This is a genomic window from Mesorhizobium onobrychidis (genome assembly GCF_024707545.1).
In the GTDB taxonomy this organism is placed as follows: domain Bacteria; phylum Pseudomonadota; class Alphaproteobacteria; order Rhizobiales; family Rhizobiaceae; genus Mesorhizobium; species Mesorhizobium onobrychidis.
In genome coordinates, this window is sequence record NZ_CP062229.1 from 4,408,507 (window position 1) to 4,426,749 (window position 18,243).

At 59.2% G+C, this 18,243-nt stretch carries 21 protein-coding genes and 3 pseudogenes; 10 read left to right on the plus strand and 14 right to left on the minus strand.

What is annotated here, in order from left to right:
• Positions 1–2: 2 nt before the first annotated feature.
• Together IHQ72_RS37415 and IHQ72_RS21870 are read right to left on the minus strand one after the other, a co-directional pair.
• Positions 3–189: pseudogene (locus IHQ72_RS37415) on the minus strand (hypothetical protein); the annotation flags it as partial.
• Positions 190–216: 27 nt separating this feature from the next.
• On the minus strand, positions 217–594 hold the full coding sequence (locus IHQ72_RS21870; protein WP_258117182.1) for a hypothetical protein: 378 nt from the start codon (positions 592–594) through the stop codon (positions 217–219).
• Positions 595–822: 228 nt separating this feature from the next.
• On the opposite strand from IHQ72_RS21870, the gene IHQ72_RS21875 reads away from it, so the two are divergent.
• A complete protein-coding gene (locus tag IHQ72_RS21875) occupies positions 823–1,038 on the plus strand; it encodes a hypothetical protein (protein WP_258117183.1) in 216 nt (71 codons plus the stop codon).
• Positions 1,039–1,245: 207 nt separating this feature from the next.
• Here IHQ72_RS21875 and IHQ72_RS21880 read toward each other — a convergent pair whose 3' ends face one another.
• Together IHQ72_RS21880 and IHQ72_RS37140 are read right to left on the minus strand one after the other, a co-directional pair.
• On the minus strand, positions 1,246–1,470 hold the full coding sequence (locus tag IHQ72_RS21880; RefSeq protein WP_258117184.1) for a hypothetical protein: 225 nt from the start codon (positions 1,468–1,470) through the stop codon (positions 1,246–1,248).
• Positions 1,471–1,864: 394 nt separating this feature from the next.
• Positions 1,865–2,116 (minus strand): annotated as a pseudogene (locus tag IHQ72_RS37140) (hypothetical protein).
• 92 nt (positions 2,117–2,208) lie between these two features.
• Here IHQ72_RS37140 and IHQ72_RS21890 point away from each other — a divergent pair.
• The gene (locus IHQ72_RS21890) at positions 2,209–2,493 is read left to right on the plus strand and encodes a DUF982 domain-containing protein (protein ID WP_258117186.1); all 285 of its coding nucleotides are present in this window, start codon (positions 2,209–2,211) and stop codon (positions 2,491–2,493) included.
• A gap of 491 nt (positions 2,494–2,984) precedes the next feature.
• Here the strand turns inward: IHQ72_RS21890 and IHQ72_RS21895 are convergent, their stop codons facing one another.
• The 3 genes from IHQ72_RS21895 to IHQ72_RS21905 all read right to left on the minus strand — a co-directional run bounded on the left by IHQ72_RS21895 (position 2,985) and on the right by IHQ72_RS21905 (position 4,953).
• A complete protein-coding gene (locus tag IHQ72_RS21895) occupies positions 2,985–3,431 on the minus strand; it encodes a carboxymuconolactone decarboxylase family protein (protein WP_258117187.1) in 447 nt (148 codons plus the stop codon).
• A gap of 174 nt (positions 3,432–3,605) precedes the next feature.
• Positions 3,606–3,827 carry a YjiS-like domain-containing protein gene (locus tag IHQ72_RS36910; protein ID WP_309508606.1) on the minus strand — a complete coding sequence of 74 codons (222 nt, stop codon included), beginning with the start codon at positions 3,825–3,827 and terminating at the stop codon, positions 3,606–3,608.
• 52 nt (positions 3,828–3,879) lie between these two features.
• A complete protein-coding gene (locus IHQ72_RS21905; protein WP_258117189.1) occupies positions 3,880–4,953 on the minus strand; it encodes a class I SAM-dependent methyltransferase in 1,074 nt (357 codons plus the stop codon).
• Between the two features lie 211 nt (positions 4,954–5,164).
• On the opposite strand from IHQ72_RS21905, the gene IHQ72_RS21910 reads away from it, so the two are divergent.
• Positions 5,165–6,220, plus strand: a complete 1,056-nt coding sequence (locus IHQ72_RS21910) for a GlxA family transcriptional regulator (RefSeq protein ID WP_258117190.1) — start codon at positions 5,165–5,167, stop codon at positions 6,218–6,220.
• A 40-nt stretch (positions 6,221–6,260) separates the two neighbouring features.
• Here the strand turns inward: IHQ72_RS21910 and IHQ72_RS21915 are convergent.
• Both IHQ72_RS21915 and IHQ72_RS21920 read right to left on the minus strand, forming a co-directional pair.
• Positions 6,261–7,207, minus strand: a protein-coding gene (locus IHQ72_RS21915) for an IS630 family transposase (RefSeq protein ID WP_258116855.1) whose coding sequence is annotated in 2 segments (ribosomal slippage) — positions 6,261–6,866 and positions 6,869–7,207 — 945 coding nt in all. Because the reading frame shifts where the segments join, the coding sequence is not laid out codon by codon here.
• Positions 7,208–7,536: 329 nt separating this feature from the next.
• Entirely contained in the window at positions 7,537–7,788 is a 252-nt protein-coding gene (locus IHQ72_RS21920) for a hypothetical protein (RefSeq protein WP_258116659.1), read from the minus strand.
• 611 nt (positions 7,789–8,399) lie between these two features.
• Between IHQ72_RS21920 and IHQ72_RS21925 the strand changes: the two genes are divergently transcribed.
• The 5 genes from IHQ72_RS21925 (at position 8,400) to IHQ72_RS21940 (ending at position 12,561) form a co-directional block, all read left to right on the plus strand.
• Complete coding sequence (locus IHQ72_RS21925; RefSeq protein ID WP_258117191.1) at positions 8,400–8,528, plus strand: hypothetical protein; 129 nt, start codon at positions 8,400–8,402, stop codon at positions 8,526–8,528.
• Between the two features lie 650 nt (positions 8,529–9,178).
• On the plus strand, positions 9,179–9,358 hold the full coding sequence (locus IHQ72_RS37145; protein WP_374120265.1) for a hypothetical protein: 180 nt from the start codon (positions 9,179–9,181) through the stop codon (positions 9,356–9,358).
• 37 nt (positions 9,359–9,395) lie between these two features.
• On the plus strand, positions 9,396–9,614 hold the full coding sequence (locus tag IHQ72_RS21930) for a DUF3072 domain-containing protein (RefSeq protein ID WP_091591041.1): 219 nt from the start codon (positions 9,396–9,398) through the stop codon (positions 9,612–9,614).
• Between the two features lie 532 nt (positions 9,615–10,146).
• A complete protein-coding gene (locus tag IHQ72_RS21935; RefSeq protein ID WP_258117192.1) occupies positions 10,147–11,607 on the plus strand; it encodes a phospholipase D-like domain-containing protein in 1,461 nt (486 codons plus the stop codon).
• A gap of 153 nt (positions 11,608–11,760) precedes the next feature.
• Complete coding sequence (locus IHQ72_RS21940; RefSeq protein WP_258123903.1) at positions 11,761–12,561, plus strand: endonuclease/exonuclease/phosphatase family protein; 801 nt, start codon at positions 11,761–11,763, stop codon at positions 12,559–12,561.
• Between the two features lie 357 nt (positions 12,562–12,918).
• Here the strand turns inward: IHQ72_RS21940 and IHQ72_RS21945 are convergent.
• Positions 12,919–13,190, minus strand: a pseudogene (locus tag IHQ72_RS21945) (hypothetical protein); the annotation flags it as partial.
• Between the two features lie 51 nt (positions 13,191–13,241).
• The gene (locus tag IHQ72_RS21950; RefSeq protein ID WP_258117193.1) at positions 13,242–13,505 is read right to left on the minus strand and encodes a hypothetical protein; all 264 of its coding nucleotides are present in this window, start codon (positions 13,503–13,505) and stop codon (positions 13,242–13,244) included.
• A 58-nt stretch (positions 13,506–13,563) separates the two neighbouring features.
• Here IHQ72_RS21950 and IHQ72_RS37420 point away from each other — a divergent pair, with 58 nt between their 5' ends.
• A complete protein-coding gene (locus IHQ72_RS37420; protein ID WP_441338638.1) occupies positions 13,564–13,692 on the plus strand; it encodes a DUF768 domain-containing protein in 129 nt (42 codons plus the stop codon).
• Positions 13,693–13,953: 261 nt separating this feature from the next.
• On the opposite strand, the gene IHQ72_RS21960 is transcribed toward IHQ72_RS37420, so the two are convergent.
• The 3 genes from IHQ72_RS21960 to IHQ72_RS21970 all read right to left on the minus strand — a co-directional run bounded on the left by IHQ72_RS21960 (position 13,954) and on the right by IHQ72_RS21970 (position 15,772).
• Complete coding sequence (locus tag IHQ72_RS21960) at positions 13,954–14,160, minus strand: hypothetical protein (RefSeq protein ID WP_258117194.1); 207 nt, start codon at positions 14,158–14,160, stop codon at positions 13,954–13,956.
• Between the two features lie 531 nt (positions 14,161–14,691).
• Positions 14,692–14,910: a hypothetical protein gene (locus IHQ72_RS21965; RefSeq protein ID WP_095493706.1), complete on the minus strand. Its 219-nt coding sequence runs from the start codon at positions 14,908–14,910 to the stop codon at positions 14,692–14,694.
• 91 nt (positions 14,911–15,001) lie between these two features.
• On the minus strand, positions 15,002–15,772 hold the full coding sequence (locus tag IHQ72_RS21970; RefSeq protein WP_374120266.1) for a recombinase family protein: 771 nt from the start codon (positions 15,770–15,772) through the stop codon (positions 15,002–15,004).
• Between the two features lie 477 nt (positions 15,773–16,249).
• Here IHQ72_RS21970 and IHQ72_RS21975 point away from each other — a divergent pair, with 477 nt between their 5' ends.
• Positions 16,250–16,813, plus strand: coding sequence for a DUF899 family protein (locus tag IHQ72_RS21975; protein ID WP_258117195.1), 564 nt, complete (start codon positions 16,250–16,252; stop codon positions 16,811–16,813).
• Positions 16,814–18,243: the final 1,430 nt, after the last annotated feature.

Genomic DNA, 18,243 nt, shown 5'->3' on the forward strand with positions numbered 1-18,243 from the left:
CGTCATATTGCATGGCACTTTTTGTGCTTGGATTTCCAGAAACCGCGGCCCTTTGCAGCCTTTAGGGCGATGAGAGAGCGCACATTATCCTCAACCCAAGGCCGAACGGTTCGAGTGGCGAAAGTCGAACTCTGCGAGATAGCGGTGCAGATGGTGTTCGGCGCAATGCTGGAAAACGCCCTTCATGCCGAGCGATTATATATTTGAAACCCGGCCTCAATCATCTAGCCAGTATGCTCGAAAACAGCCAAATTGGGGCGCAATCCCAAGCCGCCGTTTGGTGTCAAATTCCATCTCCGACATACTCCAGAGTGAGTCGTTCTCGGTCACACTAGGCACGATGGTGTGCCCTTCCGCGACCAACTGCAGTCTCATTTCCTCGAAGTGCCTTTTGAAGCCGTTCTCAATTTTTCTCTGCGGGTAGCGCCGCCCGTGCATGCATTCTTGGCTCAGAATGTCGGAATACCGTAGGGCGCTCGCCATTCTCACTGTTTCTTCCGAGATCGGCTTGTAATGTAGCTTGTCCTTAGACCAGCATCGTCCTACCGACGCCACCAGCGCCGCGGCCAACAGGCCTGCCAGGAACTTCTCCACTTTGGTCCCTTCCGACCAAGGAGATATGCATTAGCCCCAACTAATAGTAACGGCAGATCCTCTTGGTTTCAAACTGACCCGCTGCCGGTTCGTGACCCCATGGCGTGCGGCCACCCAATCGCGCCTCGCTGCAGGATTTTTGGGATGAGAGTTAGCGACCAGTGGCAAGGGATCAGCATTCAGGAATATAATCCTCCATTTGCGGCGAGCCCTTCAACCGAAATCGCCATGCTTCGAAAGACCCTCGCCGACACTCTGGCCGCCCGCGAAACCATCTATGTCAATTGTGCGCACCCGATGTGCTGCAAATCGACGAAGCTCGACATCCAGGCGCTGATTGACAGGCTCGGGCGTGACCACGGCTCGATGCATGACGACCTGTCGGACTCTTTGCAAGGCTGCCGGTCGAGACCGCCGGCAGGTGTTCTTCACATGCATTCCTGACTACGAAGGCCAGCAGCGGGCGCGCAATCGCGACTGGAAGCCAACTTTCGAACGAAGGGGCTGAAAGTGGCCGGCGCCGCTTGTGGGGGGCGTTGGGGTAGATTGCCTGTAGGGCGCCGACCGGCGGATTGGGCTCCCGTTGATACTGCCGAGCTTGGCGATTCGAGTAATTCCGTGATCGCGGAATGTGAGGAGGCGGTCGAACGCTCAGTCCTTTGCCTCGTCACCGTCTTGCACAGAGCCATCGTTTTCATCTGCCGGGCTTTCTAACCCGGCCAGTTGCCGGTCGGCCATTTCTTTAGCGAGGCCGACCAGGGCATCGACCTCTTGCATCTGGTCCACGTGACCGCCATTGGCGACGCGTTTGCGGATCCTCTTCAGTTGGTCAGAGGTAAGTCGCAATATTCCGGTGATGGACGGCTTCTTGGCCACGCCTGCATCTCCTTCATCTTAACCCACGAGACAAGCAAGCGTTCCGGCCCGAAACTTTTTACGGCAAAAGTCGACATTCCATCGACCCGCTTTTAATCCGGGTCATGAACCCCGCCATGCGTTACGCAAGCTCGATCGGCCCAGCGGCTTGCGATGGGGGGGAGACCGCTGGGCCTGACCAGCGAGCCTTAGGGGAGCTCGCCTGGCTGGCAATATATTAGCTAAATCTAATGTAATCGAAACATGCGAATGAAGTACGTCGGCGGTAATTCCGCTGTGTAGAAGCCATAAGGTGCCTCGCAATGGGTCAATACGTCTGGCACCGCAATTGCCTGGTCAAGTATGGGGGAATGGGGTGGGGGCCCGTCGCTTCGCAAATGTAGCGGCGGGTCTTCTACATAAAGGTCGCGCCCCAGCCTACGCGTTGCCCGTCCGTCTCGCTTTCCTCGTCTATCGTGCGCACAGGCAGATAGGTGTTGGTTCCAGCCATTCGCGCAGCACGATCTAATGATCTAAATGAGGTCGGGCCATGAGGTCTGGCCGACCAGAGCGCGTCCTCCGTTGCGGGCTCCAGCGGCACGCCTGAGACGTTCCTGAGCATCAATGCGGCGCGACGCAGGATGATCTGTAGATCCGCGCGCGACATGTCCGCGATGCGATCGGCAGCGTTAGTCGCGATGATGCAACCACCGCCATGGCCTTCGCGTTTAACCGCCTTATTCCTGGCGAGCGATAAAAATGGCGGCGTTTATTCCGATTACAGTCTACCTGAATCACAAGCCGATGGTGGTCGCTTCTATAGCCGACGCCGAGATGGCACTTCAGCAACCATGGCCACTCATGGAAAAGCCGTCCCGGCTTGAAGCAATTCGAATGATCGAGGAATGCCTGGCCGGACATTGCAGTCACCAAGCTGCGTTCGCTGCTTTCAAGGCGGCCGCATCTGAACAGGGACTTCTTAAGCGAAAGCGCCCAAGCGCAGGCCTCAAGAAATTTGACGGGGTTGCTGAAGACCTGATTTGAGTTCGAGCGGCCCGACAGCCAGCCGGCCGCCGGGCCTGACCGCCGGGGCGTCTTGGGGGGCGGTCGCCGGCTGGTTTGACTATGAGCATCTACATGCATCGAGGGCCGAAACCATGGCTGTATCGGTGACGCTCATGCCCATGTTGACGAGCGCGATGAGCATGATCGGCGCCGCAAGGCTGAGGAGGGATCGCCCTTCCTGCATCCACGGGCTTGGCCGGGCGTCTGCCGCAGGCCTGGACGGGCGCACAAAAATTGTAGGCGCGAGGAACATCGTGATTCTCCGAAGAACGCAATTGTGATTTCTGGTGCCGATGCAGCCGGTCAGCATCTCGCGCGGATGTTCAGGCGGATGCCGATTCGCGGGTTGGAGAGCTTCGGTTGATTTTGGCCACGCGTCACCGGTCCAGACACCTGTCCTGGCGCCGCACCTGTCACACGAGCTAAAGGGGAGGCAGCGCCCGGCGGGTAAGACCGGGCGCTGCCAAGCATCAATCGCCACCAAATTCGGTTTTGAAGGTTTCGAAATCGATCTGCATTCCGTTCAGGACTGTGCTCCAGTGACGGACATATCCCGCGAGCGCGACCGCCTCGGCGACCTCCTCGTTTGTTGCGCCACGATCCTTCGCCATTTTGGTTTCAAGCCAGATGCAGTAACGGCATGGGATCTGCGCCGCCACCGCAAGGTTGATGAGCGACTTCACCTTCGGTTCGAGCGCGTTGCCTTCGTCGCCGAAGTCGAGGCCCTTAGTCATGGCCCAGGCGCCGGCAATCGCCGATTTCGGATAGGCTTTGAGGTGAGTGGGCACCGTGCCAATTGTAGCCTCGATTTCCTTGTAGGTCTCCTCGGCGGTCGGCAGATGCTGCGCGGCGGCGAAGGATGCGGCGAACAGGACGCTCGCGGCGGCAAGCGCCGCGATGGTAAGTGTCTTTTTCATAGGTCGTTTCCTTGTCGTTGTGTTTGGGATGAAGGGAAAAAATTGCCCGTCTCCGCGCCCTCCGCACAGCGAAGCAGGAATCGCCCGGCTTGCGACCGGCGTCTGGTTCTCTGGAGATCTCTTAGAAAAGCGATGTCAGGCACGCGGGCGCAGAAGCGTCCGAGCCCGACGGGCTCAGCGTTCGCGGATGACCCGCCCGATGTCCGATCTCGACAGGCCGATATCCTTCAATTGTCTGTCCGAGAGGTCGCCGAGAAGCCGCGCGGTACGACGCGCGCGAAGCGCGGCAGCGAAACCAGCGAGCCCCATCGCGGCCTTGTCGCGTTTTCGAAAATGCTCATGGTCCATCCTTTGTGTAGGTTGCGATTGGTCGCCGGATCGGGGACCGGATGTCATCCAGATCCATCCATGCGAGTCCGGTCGCCACCAGGTGCCGCAGATCCGCGGATCAGAGCCGCGCCTCGAGGATTAAGTTGAACGGCGTCGCGAAAGCGCGGCGGAAGCGGCTGAAGCCGGCTTTGCGGAACACATCTGCCAGCCGCTTCTCGCCGGCCTGCGCGCCGAGCACCAGATGGCCGCCTTCGGAGATTGCGTGCGCACAACAGATCGTCGTGGAGGCCGCGTAGTACAATCTGGCTATCGGCGAGATGTTGTCTTCGACCCGGTCATTGGCGAAGGGCTCGACCAGCATCACGGCGCCGTCGGGCGCAAGCGCCTTGGCCGCATGCTCCGCCGCGCCCAGCGGATCGCCCATGTCGTGCAGCGCATCGAAGAAGCAGATCAGGTCGTAGCCCTTGCCGGGATAGTTGTCGGCCCGCGCCGCCGCGAAGGTCGCCCGCTGCGAAACCCCCGCCTCGGCAGCAACCGTCCGAGCTTCTGCCAGCGATTGCTGGTGCGTGTCGAAACCGCGGAACTGCGAGGCCGGAAAGGCCCCCGCCATCAGCACCGTCGAATGGCCGTGCCCGCAACCGATATCGGCCACCAGGGCGCCTGCCTTGAGCTTGTCGACGACCCCGTCGAGGGCCGGCAGCCATTCGGGGACCAGGCTTGCCTTGTAGGCGTTGCGGTAGAAACAAGCGACCCCGCAGGCGAGCCGTCCGTCATGATCGCCCCAGGGTATGCCGTTGCCGGTGCGGAATGCCTCCACGGCCTTGTTCTCGTCGGCCCACATCGATGCGGGGACGGCCCAAGCATTGGGAAAGAAGGCGGGGCTGTCCTCGTCTGCAAGGACCATCGCCTGCTCCGGCGTCAGCTCGTAAGTGTCGCTGACCGGGTGGTAGGCCACATAGCCGCCGGCAACCTGTGCGTTGAGCCACTCGCGCACATAGCGTTCAGCGCAGTCGGCACGGGTGGCAAGCTCACGCGCGCTCAGCGGGCCGGCCCCGGCCATAGCCTTGTACAGGCCGAGCCGGTGGCCGAGGCTGATCATCACTCCGCCGTAGCCGGCCGAAAGATCCCCGAATGCGCGTGCTACCAACGCGTCGAGCTTCGCGGAATCGACATTGTTGTGGGTGTGTTCCATTTTCTGCTCTCCTGTTTGTGACCCAGAGAAATCTGAGGCTGCCCATACATCACAGGGACAGGAGGCGAGCGGCAGAGCCGGAATCCCCAGAATCGGGCCGTTTATGCCACGCCGCTCGGCGATCAGTCGGCAACTCGCCTGCCTGATATGCCGGCAGCGGGCATGGCTTCATCGCTCCACCGGTGTTATTTTCGCCGTCGAAGGGGACGGCATGCTGCGAGACAACACTGCCTCGACCAGACCTCAGACGCTCCATGTGAGCCTCGTCGCCATTCCGGAGGCCGTAGTATCGACGCTCTCCGGCGTTTTCGACGTGATGAACGCCTTCTCCATGTTGCACCCGCCCGGAAAGACGCTACAGGCGCGGCCGTTCCAAGTGGAAATCGTGGGGCTCCGGACAGGCCCGCTGGAGCTGGCCAGCCTCATCCCTGTCACCGTGCAGCGAAGCGTTGCGGACATTGATGCGACCGACATAGTCATCGTCCCCTCGATCCTGCTCGGGCCGCAAGGCTGGTCGAAAGGGCAGCACCCGAAGTTGATCGAATGGTTTCGCGCCATGCATAGCCGCGGCGCGCTTCTTTGCTCGGCCTGCTCAGGCATCTTCCCGCTCGCCGAGACGGGGCTCTTCGACGGCATGGATGCCACGGTGCATTTTGGCTATGCCCGGGCCTTTGCTTCCGCCTTCCCGCAGGTGCTGATCCACCCTGAGCGCGTGCTGGTCGTCTCCGGCAAGCGCGAAGAACTGATCACGTCCGGCGCCTCCATGACCTGGCACGATCTGGTGCTCTACCTGATAGCCCGCCATGTCGGAGCGACCGCGGCACAGGAGGTCGCGCGGCTCTTTGCGCTGCAATGGCATCAAGATGGGCTGGCACCCTATATCGTCTTCGAAGGGCGAAACGACCATGGCGATCTCGCAATTCAGGCGGCCCAGGACTGGGCCGCCACGAATTTCTCGGTGGCCAATCCCGTCGAAGCGATGATCCGGCGCACCGGACTTACCGAGCGCACCTTCAAGCGCCGCTTCACGAGCGCGACCGGCTTGAGCCCCATCGCTTATGTGCAGCGCCTGAGAATCGAGGACGCCAAGCGCCGCCTTGAGCGGACCGAAGCCTCGGCCGACGAGATCAGCTGGCAGGTCGGCTACGAGGAACCGGCCTTCTTCCGCCGCCTTTTCAAGCGCGTCACAGGGCTCACGCCTGGGGCCTATCGACGACGTTTCAAAATCCCCGACTATGCGCGACCGAGAGCGCGGCTCACATCGTGAGGTAGCGGACGCGCCTCGGGTCGCCTAGAGCGGGATGAATTTAGGTTGGCGCATAGCCGGCCTCGATGAAGTAATTTCTGCATTCGGTTGAAGTGACAGTGCCGAGGATTTGGCCGATGGCGTCACAGACGGTCTCGACCGTTCGCTTGGCAGCCTTGCGCAGCCAATGCTTGAGCTTGGCGAAGAATTTCTCAATAGGGTTGAGGTCGGGGGAGTATTTGGGCAGCAAGAACAGCCTGGCGCCGGCCGAGCGGATGGCACGGCGCACGGCCTTGCCCTTGTGCGAACCGAGATTGTCCATGATGACGATGTCACCGGGCTTGAGGGTTGGGACGAGAACCGCATCGACATAGAGCTGGAAACGCTCGCCGTTGATCGGTCCGTCGATCAGCCATGGTGCATCGACACGGTCGTGGCGCAGTGCCGCCAAGAAGGTCATGGTCTTCCAATGACCGTGCGGCACCTTGGCCTTGATCCTCTCGCCGCGCGGCGCCCATCCTCTGAGCGGCGCCATATTGGTCTTGGTCCAGGTCTCGTCGATGAACACCAGGCGGGAAGGATCGATGCGGTCCTGATACTTTACCCACTGTGCCCGCCGGCGCGCCACATCCGGGCGATCCTGCTCACTGGCGATCAGCGTCTTTTTTTGTGACTGAGCTTCTCGGCGTGAACGAACTCCCACACCGAGCGGTAATCGACCTTCAGGCCGTGATCGCCAAGCTCGGCCACAAGACCGCGCAGTGTGAACTCCGCCGCCCGGCAGCGCCGCAGCAGCCACTCCCGATGCTCTCCGGCAATCTTCTTCGGTCTGTGCCCACCCATCTTGCCGGGTGTCAGCTTGTTCGTCTCGCGCAAGCGGCGCACCCATCGGATGACCGTGCTGATTCCAACCCCGTAGCGCTCTGCCGCCTGACGTCGCGACAGGCCCTCCTGCTCAACCGACGCTACCACCCGCGTGCGAAGATCCATCGAGTAAGGCTTGCACATCCATGCTGGCCTCCTGACCCAGCCAGCAGGTTGAATCAGATTTGCTCGCCTTCGGGAATCCCCTTTCGATTCAGACTCAATTCATCCCGCTCTAGGCGGTGCGCCCGCCACCGTTTATCGCCTCGCAACGAGGGACAGGTGAGAAAGGCAAACTTGAGACGGGCTACAGGGGCAATTAACTGAATCGCCAGAGAAAAACCACAAAGGTGGAACCAGCGACGGCGTCTCTGCGCCAATCCTCGCGTCATATCCGGGAATGATGATGGCGACGCCACCTTCCCGTATAAGCGTAAGAAGTAGAACGCCGCACGTGCGACGCAGCCGCCCGATCAGGATGCTTCCTGCACTTCCTCGACTTGTGGCGTCACGGGTGCAGAATTGACGACGTAGGTGTTCGAGGTCAGGTCGCTTGTAGATCGGATGATGATACCGTCGTCTCTTAATCGGGCAAACGTTGCCCTTGCGATACGCATGGGCTTGCCTTTGGCATCTGCGGCTGTGACTTTGTTCGACCAGGGAACGTGAGTGATGGTGTCAACGCGCTTGAGAAAGCGCTTTTCCCTCTCGGTCAACTCGATCACGCCCGTTCCTCCATACCATATGGCAGCGTTTGCTTGGCCGGTAACGCCGATGATGCGACTCCGTTCCAAGGGCCCACGGCACCAAACCATGGTGGGGAGCTAGCGGGTCCGCCGGGCTTGCTTATCCGCTGAAGCACCCTCCAACGAGGGCGAAGAAATTACCATTTGCCCACCAGGCACTCCTTCACCTCCTGAGCCTCAGCGCCAGCGATTCCAGCGCGGGCGAGCCAATCCCTGATAGGGGCAACACATGGCCGCCGCCGGCAGCGGAAGCGCAGAAGCGGAAGGCAGTTTAGAATTCAAAGGGGATGCGATCCGACCCCCGACCATCGGAAGCAATTCGGGAGCGCCCCGATTGGGATCGCCGCCCGGTTGAATGCCGGGCATCTCAGCGCTAGCGTATTTCCAGACCAAGGAACTGGCCGCCGCAGCCCTATCAAGCGGCAGCGTCAAAGCTGCGGAGTTTGCGCGGATATCAGAACGGCGGACGGATGACGCTATTTGGACTCACGAAGCCAAGCGACGATCTTGCGTGCTTCTCCCTCAGCCTCGTCGAGCCGCGCAAAATATCCAGATGGGATATGGTTGGTGGGTCCCCATTCGGGGTCCGGGTGACCGAGGTCTGGGTCTGGGTCTGGGTCTGGGTCTGGGTCTGGGTCTGGGTCTGGGTCTGGAGGAATGATCTCCTGTTCTATCCATTGAAAGAGACCATTCTCGTTTTCATAAAAGACGACGCGTAGTTTGCCGTCTGCGGATGAAAGGACCTTGTGTGTTTGTTTCATTTTCTTGCCCCAAGGCGCTGGTCCATCCGTTCGAACTGCTGTGCATTTCTCTCGAGCGCAGCAACTGAGCCTCGTTGAACGCGGACTAGCTTCATTATGAAGTGTGCGTAAAAAGCCAAGATTACCACCATAGGTATCCACGCTATGAAATAGCCAAGAAGAGATTCACTCACATGTGACCTTTCGAGGTTGTTGGTAGAAAGTGGTCGGCACCGAGGCCGCCAGCGGGAAGTGCAGAGGCCGAACCGGCTTACTTACCACCAGCCAACAGGTGACGCCGAACGGATGGACACTGGCAAGAAGGGCTCCCGCGGCCGCAGCAGTCGCGAGCAGGGTCTGGTACCAGTCGAGCGTCAGCTTGCGTCCATTACGACAGCAGTGCCCTTCCAATAGAGCCGGTCACCATCGACCTCGAAATTGTCGAGTTCGTCTTGCCCGATCGTCTTGCGCATATCTGTCATCGGTTTGAATAGCCGACGGAAAATCAAACGGAAATCAAAGCATGGCCACCAAGAAGCGCGGCGGCCGGCGCACCGGGACTGGAAGGCCATCAGGAGCGCGGTCCAGGGCAACGAAGCAGGCCAAGGCGCGGCAAAGGCGTGCATGTAATGGCGCCACTGCAGGCTGTGATCACCCACGACGCCGCCAGGCAGTATGCTCGCAAGCTGGCGCAGCAGTTGGTCAGCAAGGGTCCTGATCGCTACCTTTTGTCGGCTGCGCCGTCCGCCCGCCCAGGCCGGTTACGGGCAAGCGCGACACGCATACCAATCTGGCGGAACAAATCATGATCATTCTCATTGTGGTGATCATCAAGGGAGATTGATCATGGGCGACCGGCACAACCCAAAAATCGAGGCACCGGCAAATGTCGAAAAGGACCCGGAAGATTGGATCAGCGGAGATGACCCCATGACCCCCGCACAAGCCTCCTATTTGAAAACTTTGGCCGAACAGGCCGACGACCCTGACGCCTATGCTGACGGCCTCAGCAAGGCGGAAGCCTCTAAACGCATTGATGCACTCCGGGAGAAGTTAGGCCTGTAGTGCCCGCTCGTGGCTTTTGGTCTCCAGCGACGGGGAGCCGTTCCATCGAACCAGGCGGCGGCTCTGTCCAGTTTGTTACCGTGGTCTGGAGGCTTGCGGTGCTCTGTATTGCGAATTGGGTGACTGCGGCGGCAAGCGTGGCGACGCCGAGGGAGATCAGCCCTAAGAGCGGTCGCGGCAGCCGCCGTGACGGCATTCTACTGCCGGCGCGCCTTCGCCACCGGTTAGCCTGATCGGCACCCTGATATCGGTGGCCTTTGCCCACGCCCCTTCTCCCGAAATAGAGAATGCTTCCATTGCGGGCCAGAGTCCAGCTTGCTCGGGCTTTACCGCGGGCCTTACGCGATCCGATTTCTGTTCGACAGAACTCGCGCCTGGCATCGCTATCAACCGCACAGCGGCGAATGCGGCCAAAACTTAGTCAAGAGGTGCTAATATGCGAGACAGCGCTCTTCGCTCTGGGTCTGTTGAGTATCAATGCCGGGAATGAGCTGCATTGCGTTCTGCAACCGCTCGCTGGATAGTCCTGGCGATGTTGCAGACCTTAATGACTCATTGGCCCCAGATCCTCGCGATCATTCCGGTGGTGATGGCGGCCATCGGCATCGTCCACGCCATAATGACGAAGGAAGACGTCCGCGCCGCCACAGGTTGGGTCGGCGTGATGTTCCTGTCGCCATTCCTTGGCGCGATCATCTACGCCGTTGCCGGCATAAACCGCATCCGTCGTGCAACGATCAGCGCCATGCGGCCCCTTTCCAGCGAGGCGGCTTCCGCAAAACATGAGCGCAACATTGCCGCCGAGGAATTGATTGCCGAGCGGTACGGCCAACGCTTCACCGGCCTGAAGACATTGGGCGACAGGGTGGCCCGGCGTGCCCTGACCTCGGGAAACGCGATTGCGATATTGGAGACAGGTGACGAGGCCTATGCCGCAATGTGCCGAGCGATTGATGGCGCTCAACGCACTATCCTTCTCGAGACCTACATCTTCGACAATGATGATGTCGGGCGGCTTTTCGTGGAATCTCTCGCCGGAGCCGTCCAGCGGGGTGTCAGCGTTCGCGTGCTGATCGATGCCGTCGGGGCGCGTTACTCCGTCCCCAGCATTCTTGGGCGTCTGCGAGAGGCAGGAATCACAGCAGACCTCTTCAACGGCAACATTGTCATGGGCCTGCGTCTTCCCTACGCCAACCTCAGAACGCACCGGAAGATCCTGGTCGTCGATGGCACGATTGCGTTCACCGGAGGGATGAACATCCGAAAGGGATTCTCAGCCGAGTTCGCCGGCTCCTCCAGCGCGAGGGACACGCATTTTCAGGTCACCGGGCCGGTCGTGGCCGACCTTTTTTCGGTTGCCGCCGAAGATTGGCGCTTCGTGAGCGGCGAGCTCCTGAAAGGCGACACCTGGCAAGTGGCCGCGCTTCCCGCGGCTCCCGGTCAACCGATGCTGGCGCGGGCGGTTGCATCCGGGCCGGATGCCAGCATCGAAACGAACCACAACTTGCTGATCGGGGCATTTTCCGTCGCCCGCAAATCGATCCGCATCATGTCGCCTTATTTCCTGCCGGATCGGGAACTGATCAGCGCGCTGACGACCGCGGCCAGGCGAGGCGTCGAGATCGACATCGTGGTACCGGCGATGAACAATCTCTTCCTTGTCGACCGGGCGATGACGGCGCAATTCGATCAGGTCCTGAAGCACTATTGCCGCGTATGGCGCACGGAGGGCTCGTTCGATCATTCGAAGCTGCTGTCGGTCGATGGAGTTTGGGCTTATATAGGATCGTCCAATCTTGATGCCCGGTCCCTGCGGCTGAATTTTGAGATTGATGTAGAGGTTCTTGATGCAGGCTTTGCCGCGGAGATTGAAGCGCGGATCGGATCGGCAATCGCCTCCGCCGCGTCTGTAACGATCGAAACCTTGAGAGCCCGGCCATTCATCGTCCGCCTGTTCGACCGAGTGTTGTGGCTGGGATCGCCCTACCTTTAGAGGCTTTCTCGTTCTGCCGGGGGAATTCGGGTGACGCAGCCATCGCTCCTTTTGAGCGCCGCATCTCGTCAGGGCAGGGAAGCAGCGATTGCAGATCCTATTTGAGTGAGACAAAGCTAAGTCTTGAAGGTAGTGAGGACGAGCAGCAGACTCATGCAAAGAACTGGACATAGCTTTCCTGCAAGTGTGCTCAAATCCATTCGCGACAGAAAAAAGCAGAAGGCGAAGGCTGCGCCGTCCGAAGGGACACGCCCCGCGGGGATTCTGGTCGCATCTTACAACGTTCACAAATGCGTGGGCGTCGACAGAAAGTTCGATCCCGAACGAATCGGTCGCGTCATCCGGGAAATCGCCCCGGATGTCATTGCGTTGCAGGAAGCGGACAATCGCTTTGGAGATCGTGCCGGCCTTCTGGATCTGCTGCGTCTCGAATTGGAAACAGGCCTGGTGCCGGTGCCGGTGTCCGGAAACGGCAAAGGGCACGGCTGGCACGGCAACGTTCTGCTTTTCAAACAGGGCATCGTTCGCAATGTCCATCAGATAAAGCTCCCGGGGCTGGAGCCGCGCGGAGCCCTGGTTGCCGAAATCGATCTGGACGAGAAACGAACTCTGCGCATTATCGCAGCCCATCTCGGCTTGCTGCGCCGATCGCGCTCCGAACAGGCCCGTGTCGTGCTCGAAATCATGAACAGACCGGACGAAAAACCAACACTGCTGCTCGGCGATTTGAACGAATGGCGACTCGGAAACCGTTCCGCGCTGAATACGCTGCACACGACTTTCGGTCCCGCGCCGCCGGCGGTCCCCACCTTTCCATCGAGTCTGCCGCTGCTGTCGCTCGACCGGATCATGGCAAATCGACACGGAATGATCTCAACCGTCGAAGCCCATGACACGCCGCTTTCGCGGGTCGCCTCCGATCATCTACCGCTTACAGGATTCGTTCGCCTATGATGTAGCTGCCCAGCCCCATGGATGGAGATCGGTTCAAAGGGAAGCTCTAGTCTAGACTAAGACTAGCGGAGCGGGGGCGGCCCAGCGGCTTTGGTTGCGGGGGGAGGCCGCTGGGCCTGACCAGCGAGCCTTCGGGGGCGTGCTCACGTGGCTGGTGAATACGTGAGTTAAAGCTAATGCAATCGAAACATGCGAACGAAGTACGTGTCGGTAATTCCGCTGCGCAGAAGCCATAAGGTGTCCCGCAATGGGTCAATAAGTCTGGCACGGCAGTTGCATTGTCAGGTATGGGGGAATGGGGCGGAGGCCCGTCGCTTCGCAAATGTAGCGGCGGGTCTTCTGCATAGAGGTCGCGTTCTCGCTTTCCTCGTCTATCGCCCGGACCGGCAGATAGGCGTTGGTTTCCAGCCATTCGCGCAACACGATCTGGATGAGGTCGGATCGGCCGATTCCCATCTCGGCAGCGATGGAATCGAGCGTGTCTGCGGTGGCTGCTCCAGCGGCACGCCGGAGACGTTTCTAAGCATCAATGCAGCGCGACGCAGGACGACCCGGAGATCCGCGCGCGACATATCGGCGATGCGGTCGGCGGCGCTTTCAAGCTCTTCCGAAACAGATAGGCGGGTCATTCAGAGGGCCGCATAGTCAGTAGTAGTGATAGCTGCCCGTCTTGTGGTTCGTCATGGTGCACTGCTGGGCTTTCGATTCTTCAGTATGTTGGCATCGCGCAGCAGTGATGATCGATCCGTTCCTAGCAATTCTATGAGCGTGAGAGCCTGATCCCGGGTGATCCCGGTTTCACGTGCGAGCGCCTGCGCCTGGAGTTCCTTTTGCCGCTCGGGTTCACTTTTTCTATCTTCGCCCATGGTGAGATGTTCCTTCCCACTACGGAACCCAACTTGCGACATAGCGCCTTGTTCCTCTTTGTTCCGAAATTCGTTCATCCGCTCTGTTGTTCGTGTTCAAGCTGGAACTAATGTCCGTTCGGTAGCTTATGCCCAAATGAGCGCACGCGGCATCACCTTCCTGCACAAGTGGATTGCGAACAGCGTTCCTAAAACGGCCCGGCCGGATGTGATTTCGATCAATGAGCTGACGCACAAGCTGTTTGCCGACGCGCATCAGGCGTGAAGAGATCGACGAGGAAGTCGACAGTCTCTACCGCACCATCCTTAATGCCATTGTGCATTTCGACCCGGGATTGTCGGAGTAATGGTTTTATCCACGAGCGCCCGCCTGAAGCGCGCAGGTGAACGCGTATGGCAGGGCCAGGGCTTCACTTTGCCGTCGTCGAATTTCTCCAGGCCGGGAGGGAGACGACGCGCCGACATTTGCCGTCGAGCGTTCGAGTAATGGGTCCAGTCGGCATAACAGCGTCCGACGCCGGCCGCGCTAACCGCGCGTACTGGCTTTCGGTTCAGCCGCGCTTTCCGATGGATTTGCAATCAACCTTGCAGATCGCCGATCCCTTACCAACAGCAACTTCTTTTTTCTTGCCAGCAGTTTATCGCGATTTCCATTAGCGACCGCTCGCCCATGCTTCGCGGCAATCGCGTAGTCGGCTCTGTTCGTTCGATAGTCTTCCTTTTGCACAGACATGTCTCTATCTCCCGATACCGAACTTTAACGCGCCACAACGGCAAGCAGTTCCGAAAACAGCATTCAGAACGCTTATGAAGAATGGTTAGGTTCGATAACTTTAATCTATCATGTCGCGCAGTGGCTTCTTGCGCTTCTGCGGTCGGTATTTCTCCACCAGCCTGACCTTGTCGATATCCACCGTCACCAGTGGTCCTAGGTCGATCGTCACCCTCTCCTTATCCTTGGTAAGGCACGCGGCACTACCGAGGGGATGAAGAGGCCGGTGACACAGTGGTCAAGCCGGGGATGATCGGCCCTGTGGTCCACCTGCACCGCGCCCTTCGCTACAAGGCTTTCGGGAATACGAGGAAAAGGGGCCTTACCTTGTTACGCGCCGACGTCCTATCTGGCCTACTTTCAGTCTGAGGGGATGGGGTATGAAACAGAATCAGGAAGGTACTCGGCGATCATCCGCCTGGGCAAAGCGGCCCAATCCCCATTTCGCCCGGTATTCGTCGGGGGTCATGCCTTCCCAACGGGCCGAAAGGCTCAGCCCACGTTGTCCGTGCTGTTCGGATCGATCTTCGTCAGTCGCTCTCTGGCATCGATCACGCGCCTTTGCTCGGCCCTTATCCGGCCGCACAACGCGAGATTAAGGGCGACGCCACCGTCCTCGTCCAGCAACTCATTCGCGCGCTTCAGAGAGTTCTCGGCTCGTTTTACACCCTGTCTAGCCTTGGCCACTTCGAGGCGATAAATTTCAAACATTTTCCCGCGTCCTTTGCGGTTGCGTCCCTTCGCTAGTAGTTAACCGGCGTCGATCCCGTTTGTTCCGGCCGCGCCGGTGGCTATTTCCCGCTTATAAAAGAGTAGGGGATTGCCGCGCGAGAACGTTGCGCACGTTCGACACCTGCCATTGGCCATTGCGCGCTGTGCGAACGCCACGGTTGTTTAGAGCGATTGCCAGTCCACGTAGGCTGGTGATGCCCGACCGCTGAATGGAAGCGATGATTGGCAGCACGGTCTGGGCAAACCGGTCGGCTTCTTCGATCGACATCTTCCGACCTTTCGCCGCAGCTTCGGCGGTGTTGGTCGGATTGCCGAGCTTTATGCTCGTCCTGCGTGAGGCGAGGGCGGCTTTGGTGCGCTCCGAGATCAATCGACGCTCCTTCTCGGCCAAAGCGGCGTAAAGGTGCAGCATAAACGGGTCGGCGTCAGCGCCGAGTTCGGCGACGATGAACGGAACGCGCTGGACCATCAGTCCGGCAATGAAGGCGACATCACGAGAGAGGCGATCGAGCTTGGCCACGACCACCGGGCATTTTGTCTGGCGGGCAAGGGCGAGGGCGGCATTCAATTGCGGCCGTCGATCAAGAGCATCCGCGCCCTTTCCGGTTTCGATCTCGGCGAACTCCTGGAGGATGATCATCCCCTCGGCCTCGGCAAAGCGGGCGACCGCGGCACGCTGGGCCTCGATGCCCAAGCCCGAGCGTCCTTGCCGCTGTGTGGAGACTCGATCGTAGGCGACCGCGCTCGTCATGCTGCTGTTTCCGGGGTGTTCAAACTGCAAACCACCGTTTGCAGTTTGCTTACTCGCCACCGGATAGCAAGACAACCCATTGATATTCATGGGATTTCTGTTGCGGCGCAACAAAAGCCCGCTCGGGAGAGGATAACCGGCGGGCTGGGTTTCACCGACGGCTGGGAGGAGGGGAGCCGTCGACGGCGCTGATGTAGCAATGCAGTATGCCGGTACCAATCTAGCGACTTTACACAACTGCTATGCGCCCAGTGTTCGCTGGCGAAAATCCACCCTTGGTGACCGTAGTCAGATTCCCGCTTTGGGTGGAAAGCGGCTGTTTGTTTTGTCCACCGAACGAGCAACGAGCGCCATTTCCCGACATCAGGGGGCGTTCTGCGGAGCGGACATTCACCCATGGGCAACAGTCGACCCGGCCGACGTTGGTGGGGCAACCTACGGCCGATTTGGGCTGGTAGCGATTCCTATATGTCGAGCGCCGATGAGGAGGAACCGACGAGTCGTCACAGGCTGGAACTATGGAACGCCCGGCAGCTTTATATGGATGCCCCATCCCGGAGAGAGGAGATGAACATTAGTGAACTCCGGTATCCTAACGAAAGCAACGAGTATCGCGATGCGCGCGCAGCATTGCTCAAGGATGAGCAAGAACTTATCGACAAGGTGAAATCCGTGGCGGAAAAACGTCGCAACCTCCCTCCCGGCGGGCAATTAAAGGAGGACTACGTCTTCCAGTGGGCCAACGATGGGAAAGTTGGAACGAGCGTGAAGTTCTCTGAGCTGTTTGCCGATAAAAACACGCTGCTGCTCTACTCATTCATGTTTGGTCCGAACTGGGACAAACCTTGCCCTTCCTGCACGTCACTGGTCGATGGGTTCGATCGAAGCTGGTATCAAGTAACCCAAAGTGGCGCCTCGTTCGTCGCAATTGCCAAAGCCCCAGCCGAACGAATTAATGCCTGGGCCAAACAACGCGGATGGTCGCAGATCTGGCTGGTTTCCGGATCGGAGTCTCCCTATCAGGCGGATTACAAGTGCCAGGGGGATACTGACGACATGCAATGGCCAGTGATGCATGTATTCATGAAGCGGGACGGAAGGATTTTTCATTTCTGGGAACTGAAACGATGATGAATCATGTCGACACCGCGTGGCCGTATTGGAATCTTATGGACTTTACGCCGGAGGGTCGGCCGGACATTGACACTCCGCCACAAAAGTTCAGGTCCGAATTTCTGGAAAAACACTTCGCCGACGATCCCAAGGGCCGGTCAGGGTCAACGGCGTGAGCTAGGCCGGAGGGCTTGCGCGCCGCCAAAAATCTCCTCGTCACCGAACTACCCTTGGACATCCTAGAGAAAGTCGTTGAGTCCACTCCAAAAGCCCATGCACCTTGCTGGTTGCGACCGATGACACCGGCGTTGACGGAAATGTCGCTCCGGATGCGCAACTAAAGGAATACTGAAGTCGAAGCGAAATCGCTTGAGACAAGCATTTACAGGTGACCATGATGAACGAATGCGCCGGATCAGGCTGCTCGACGAAATCCTTGCCTGCACCGAACGCGTGCTCAATCCAGCCGCTCATGCTGGGGCTACGCCACTTTATGAGAAGGAGGTTCAGGACGCACTCAAGTTGATCAAAGACCTTGAGGTTTCGCTCAGTCCATAAGGCGCCGTGAAATCAACACGGAAGACCGGTCGTGCTGTGCTATAAGAGGCAGCTGCCTCCCTTGAGCGGCAGAATCAGTCACTGACGCGCCGCCACAGTCAAATCTCGACTTCGGAGGCGCCGCGGCGCGCTTGGAATGTCCGAGTTCAGATCGCGAGATTGCTGTGCCCAGTTTGATCCCAGCATAGGTCGATGACCGAGCACAATTGCGAAATGGTACACAGCCCACACCGGCATAAGCTGCTGAAATCGTTAGGTACGAACGCTGTGAACCAAATGCGGCTGGTTCACAGGTTCGGAGAATATCTGCCCTAGAGAGAGCAGCGCAAACGTCGTTTAGAACTCGGCAGGTTCATAGCTTCCCGCAGGAAATCCCGCGGAACATGGGGATTTTAAGCAGCTGCGGCTTGGTCGGAGAATAGTTGCGCGGCGCGTCTGGCGGAGGGAGAGGACCTGAAATCCAACCTTCTCCACGGATCTGCGATCACCTTCGTAGGTGGGGTGTTCGGCTGATGCTGTTCAGTCGACCTGTTCAATCTGTGGACCTGGGTCAACCGGCGGAGCCGGCGTGCAATCTTGCCCCTTGCATTCCTCGACAGGGTCATCAGCTGGTGGAAGGCAGTTTTGGCCCTCGCAATGAACTGCCGGCTCTGGCGCTTCTTCGTGGTTAGGCGGAACAAGCTGATCCTCAGCGCGAACGGCCGGCATTGCTACGCTGATCATGCCCGTGCACAAGAGCGCAATCCCAAGCAATTTCATTTCCGCCTCCGTGCCTGGCAGCGAGCTGTACCCTACACTGTCAAGCTTCGGCCGCATCCTCTCACCCGCGAACGACGTTAACAGTGGGTTTCAGTGCTGGCCTGAAGGGAGCAGGCCGAATGATGCCCGAG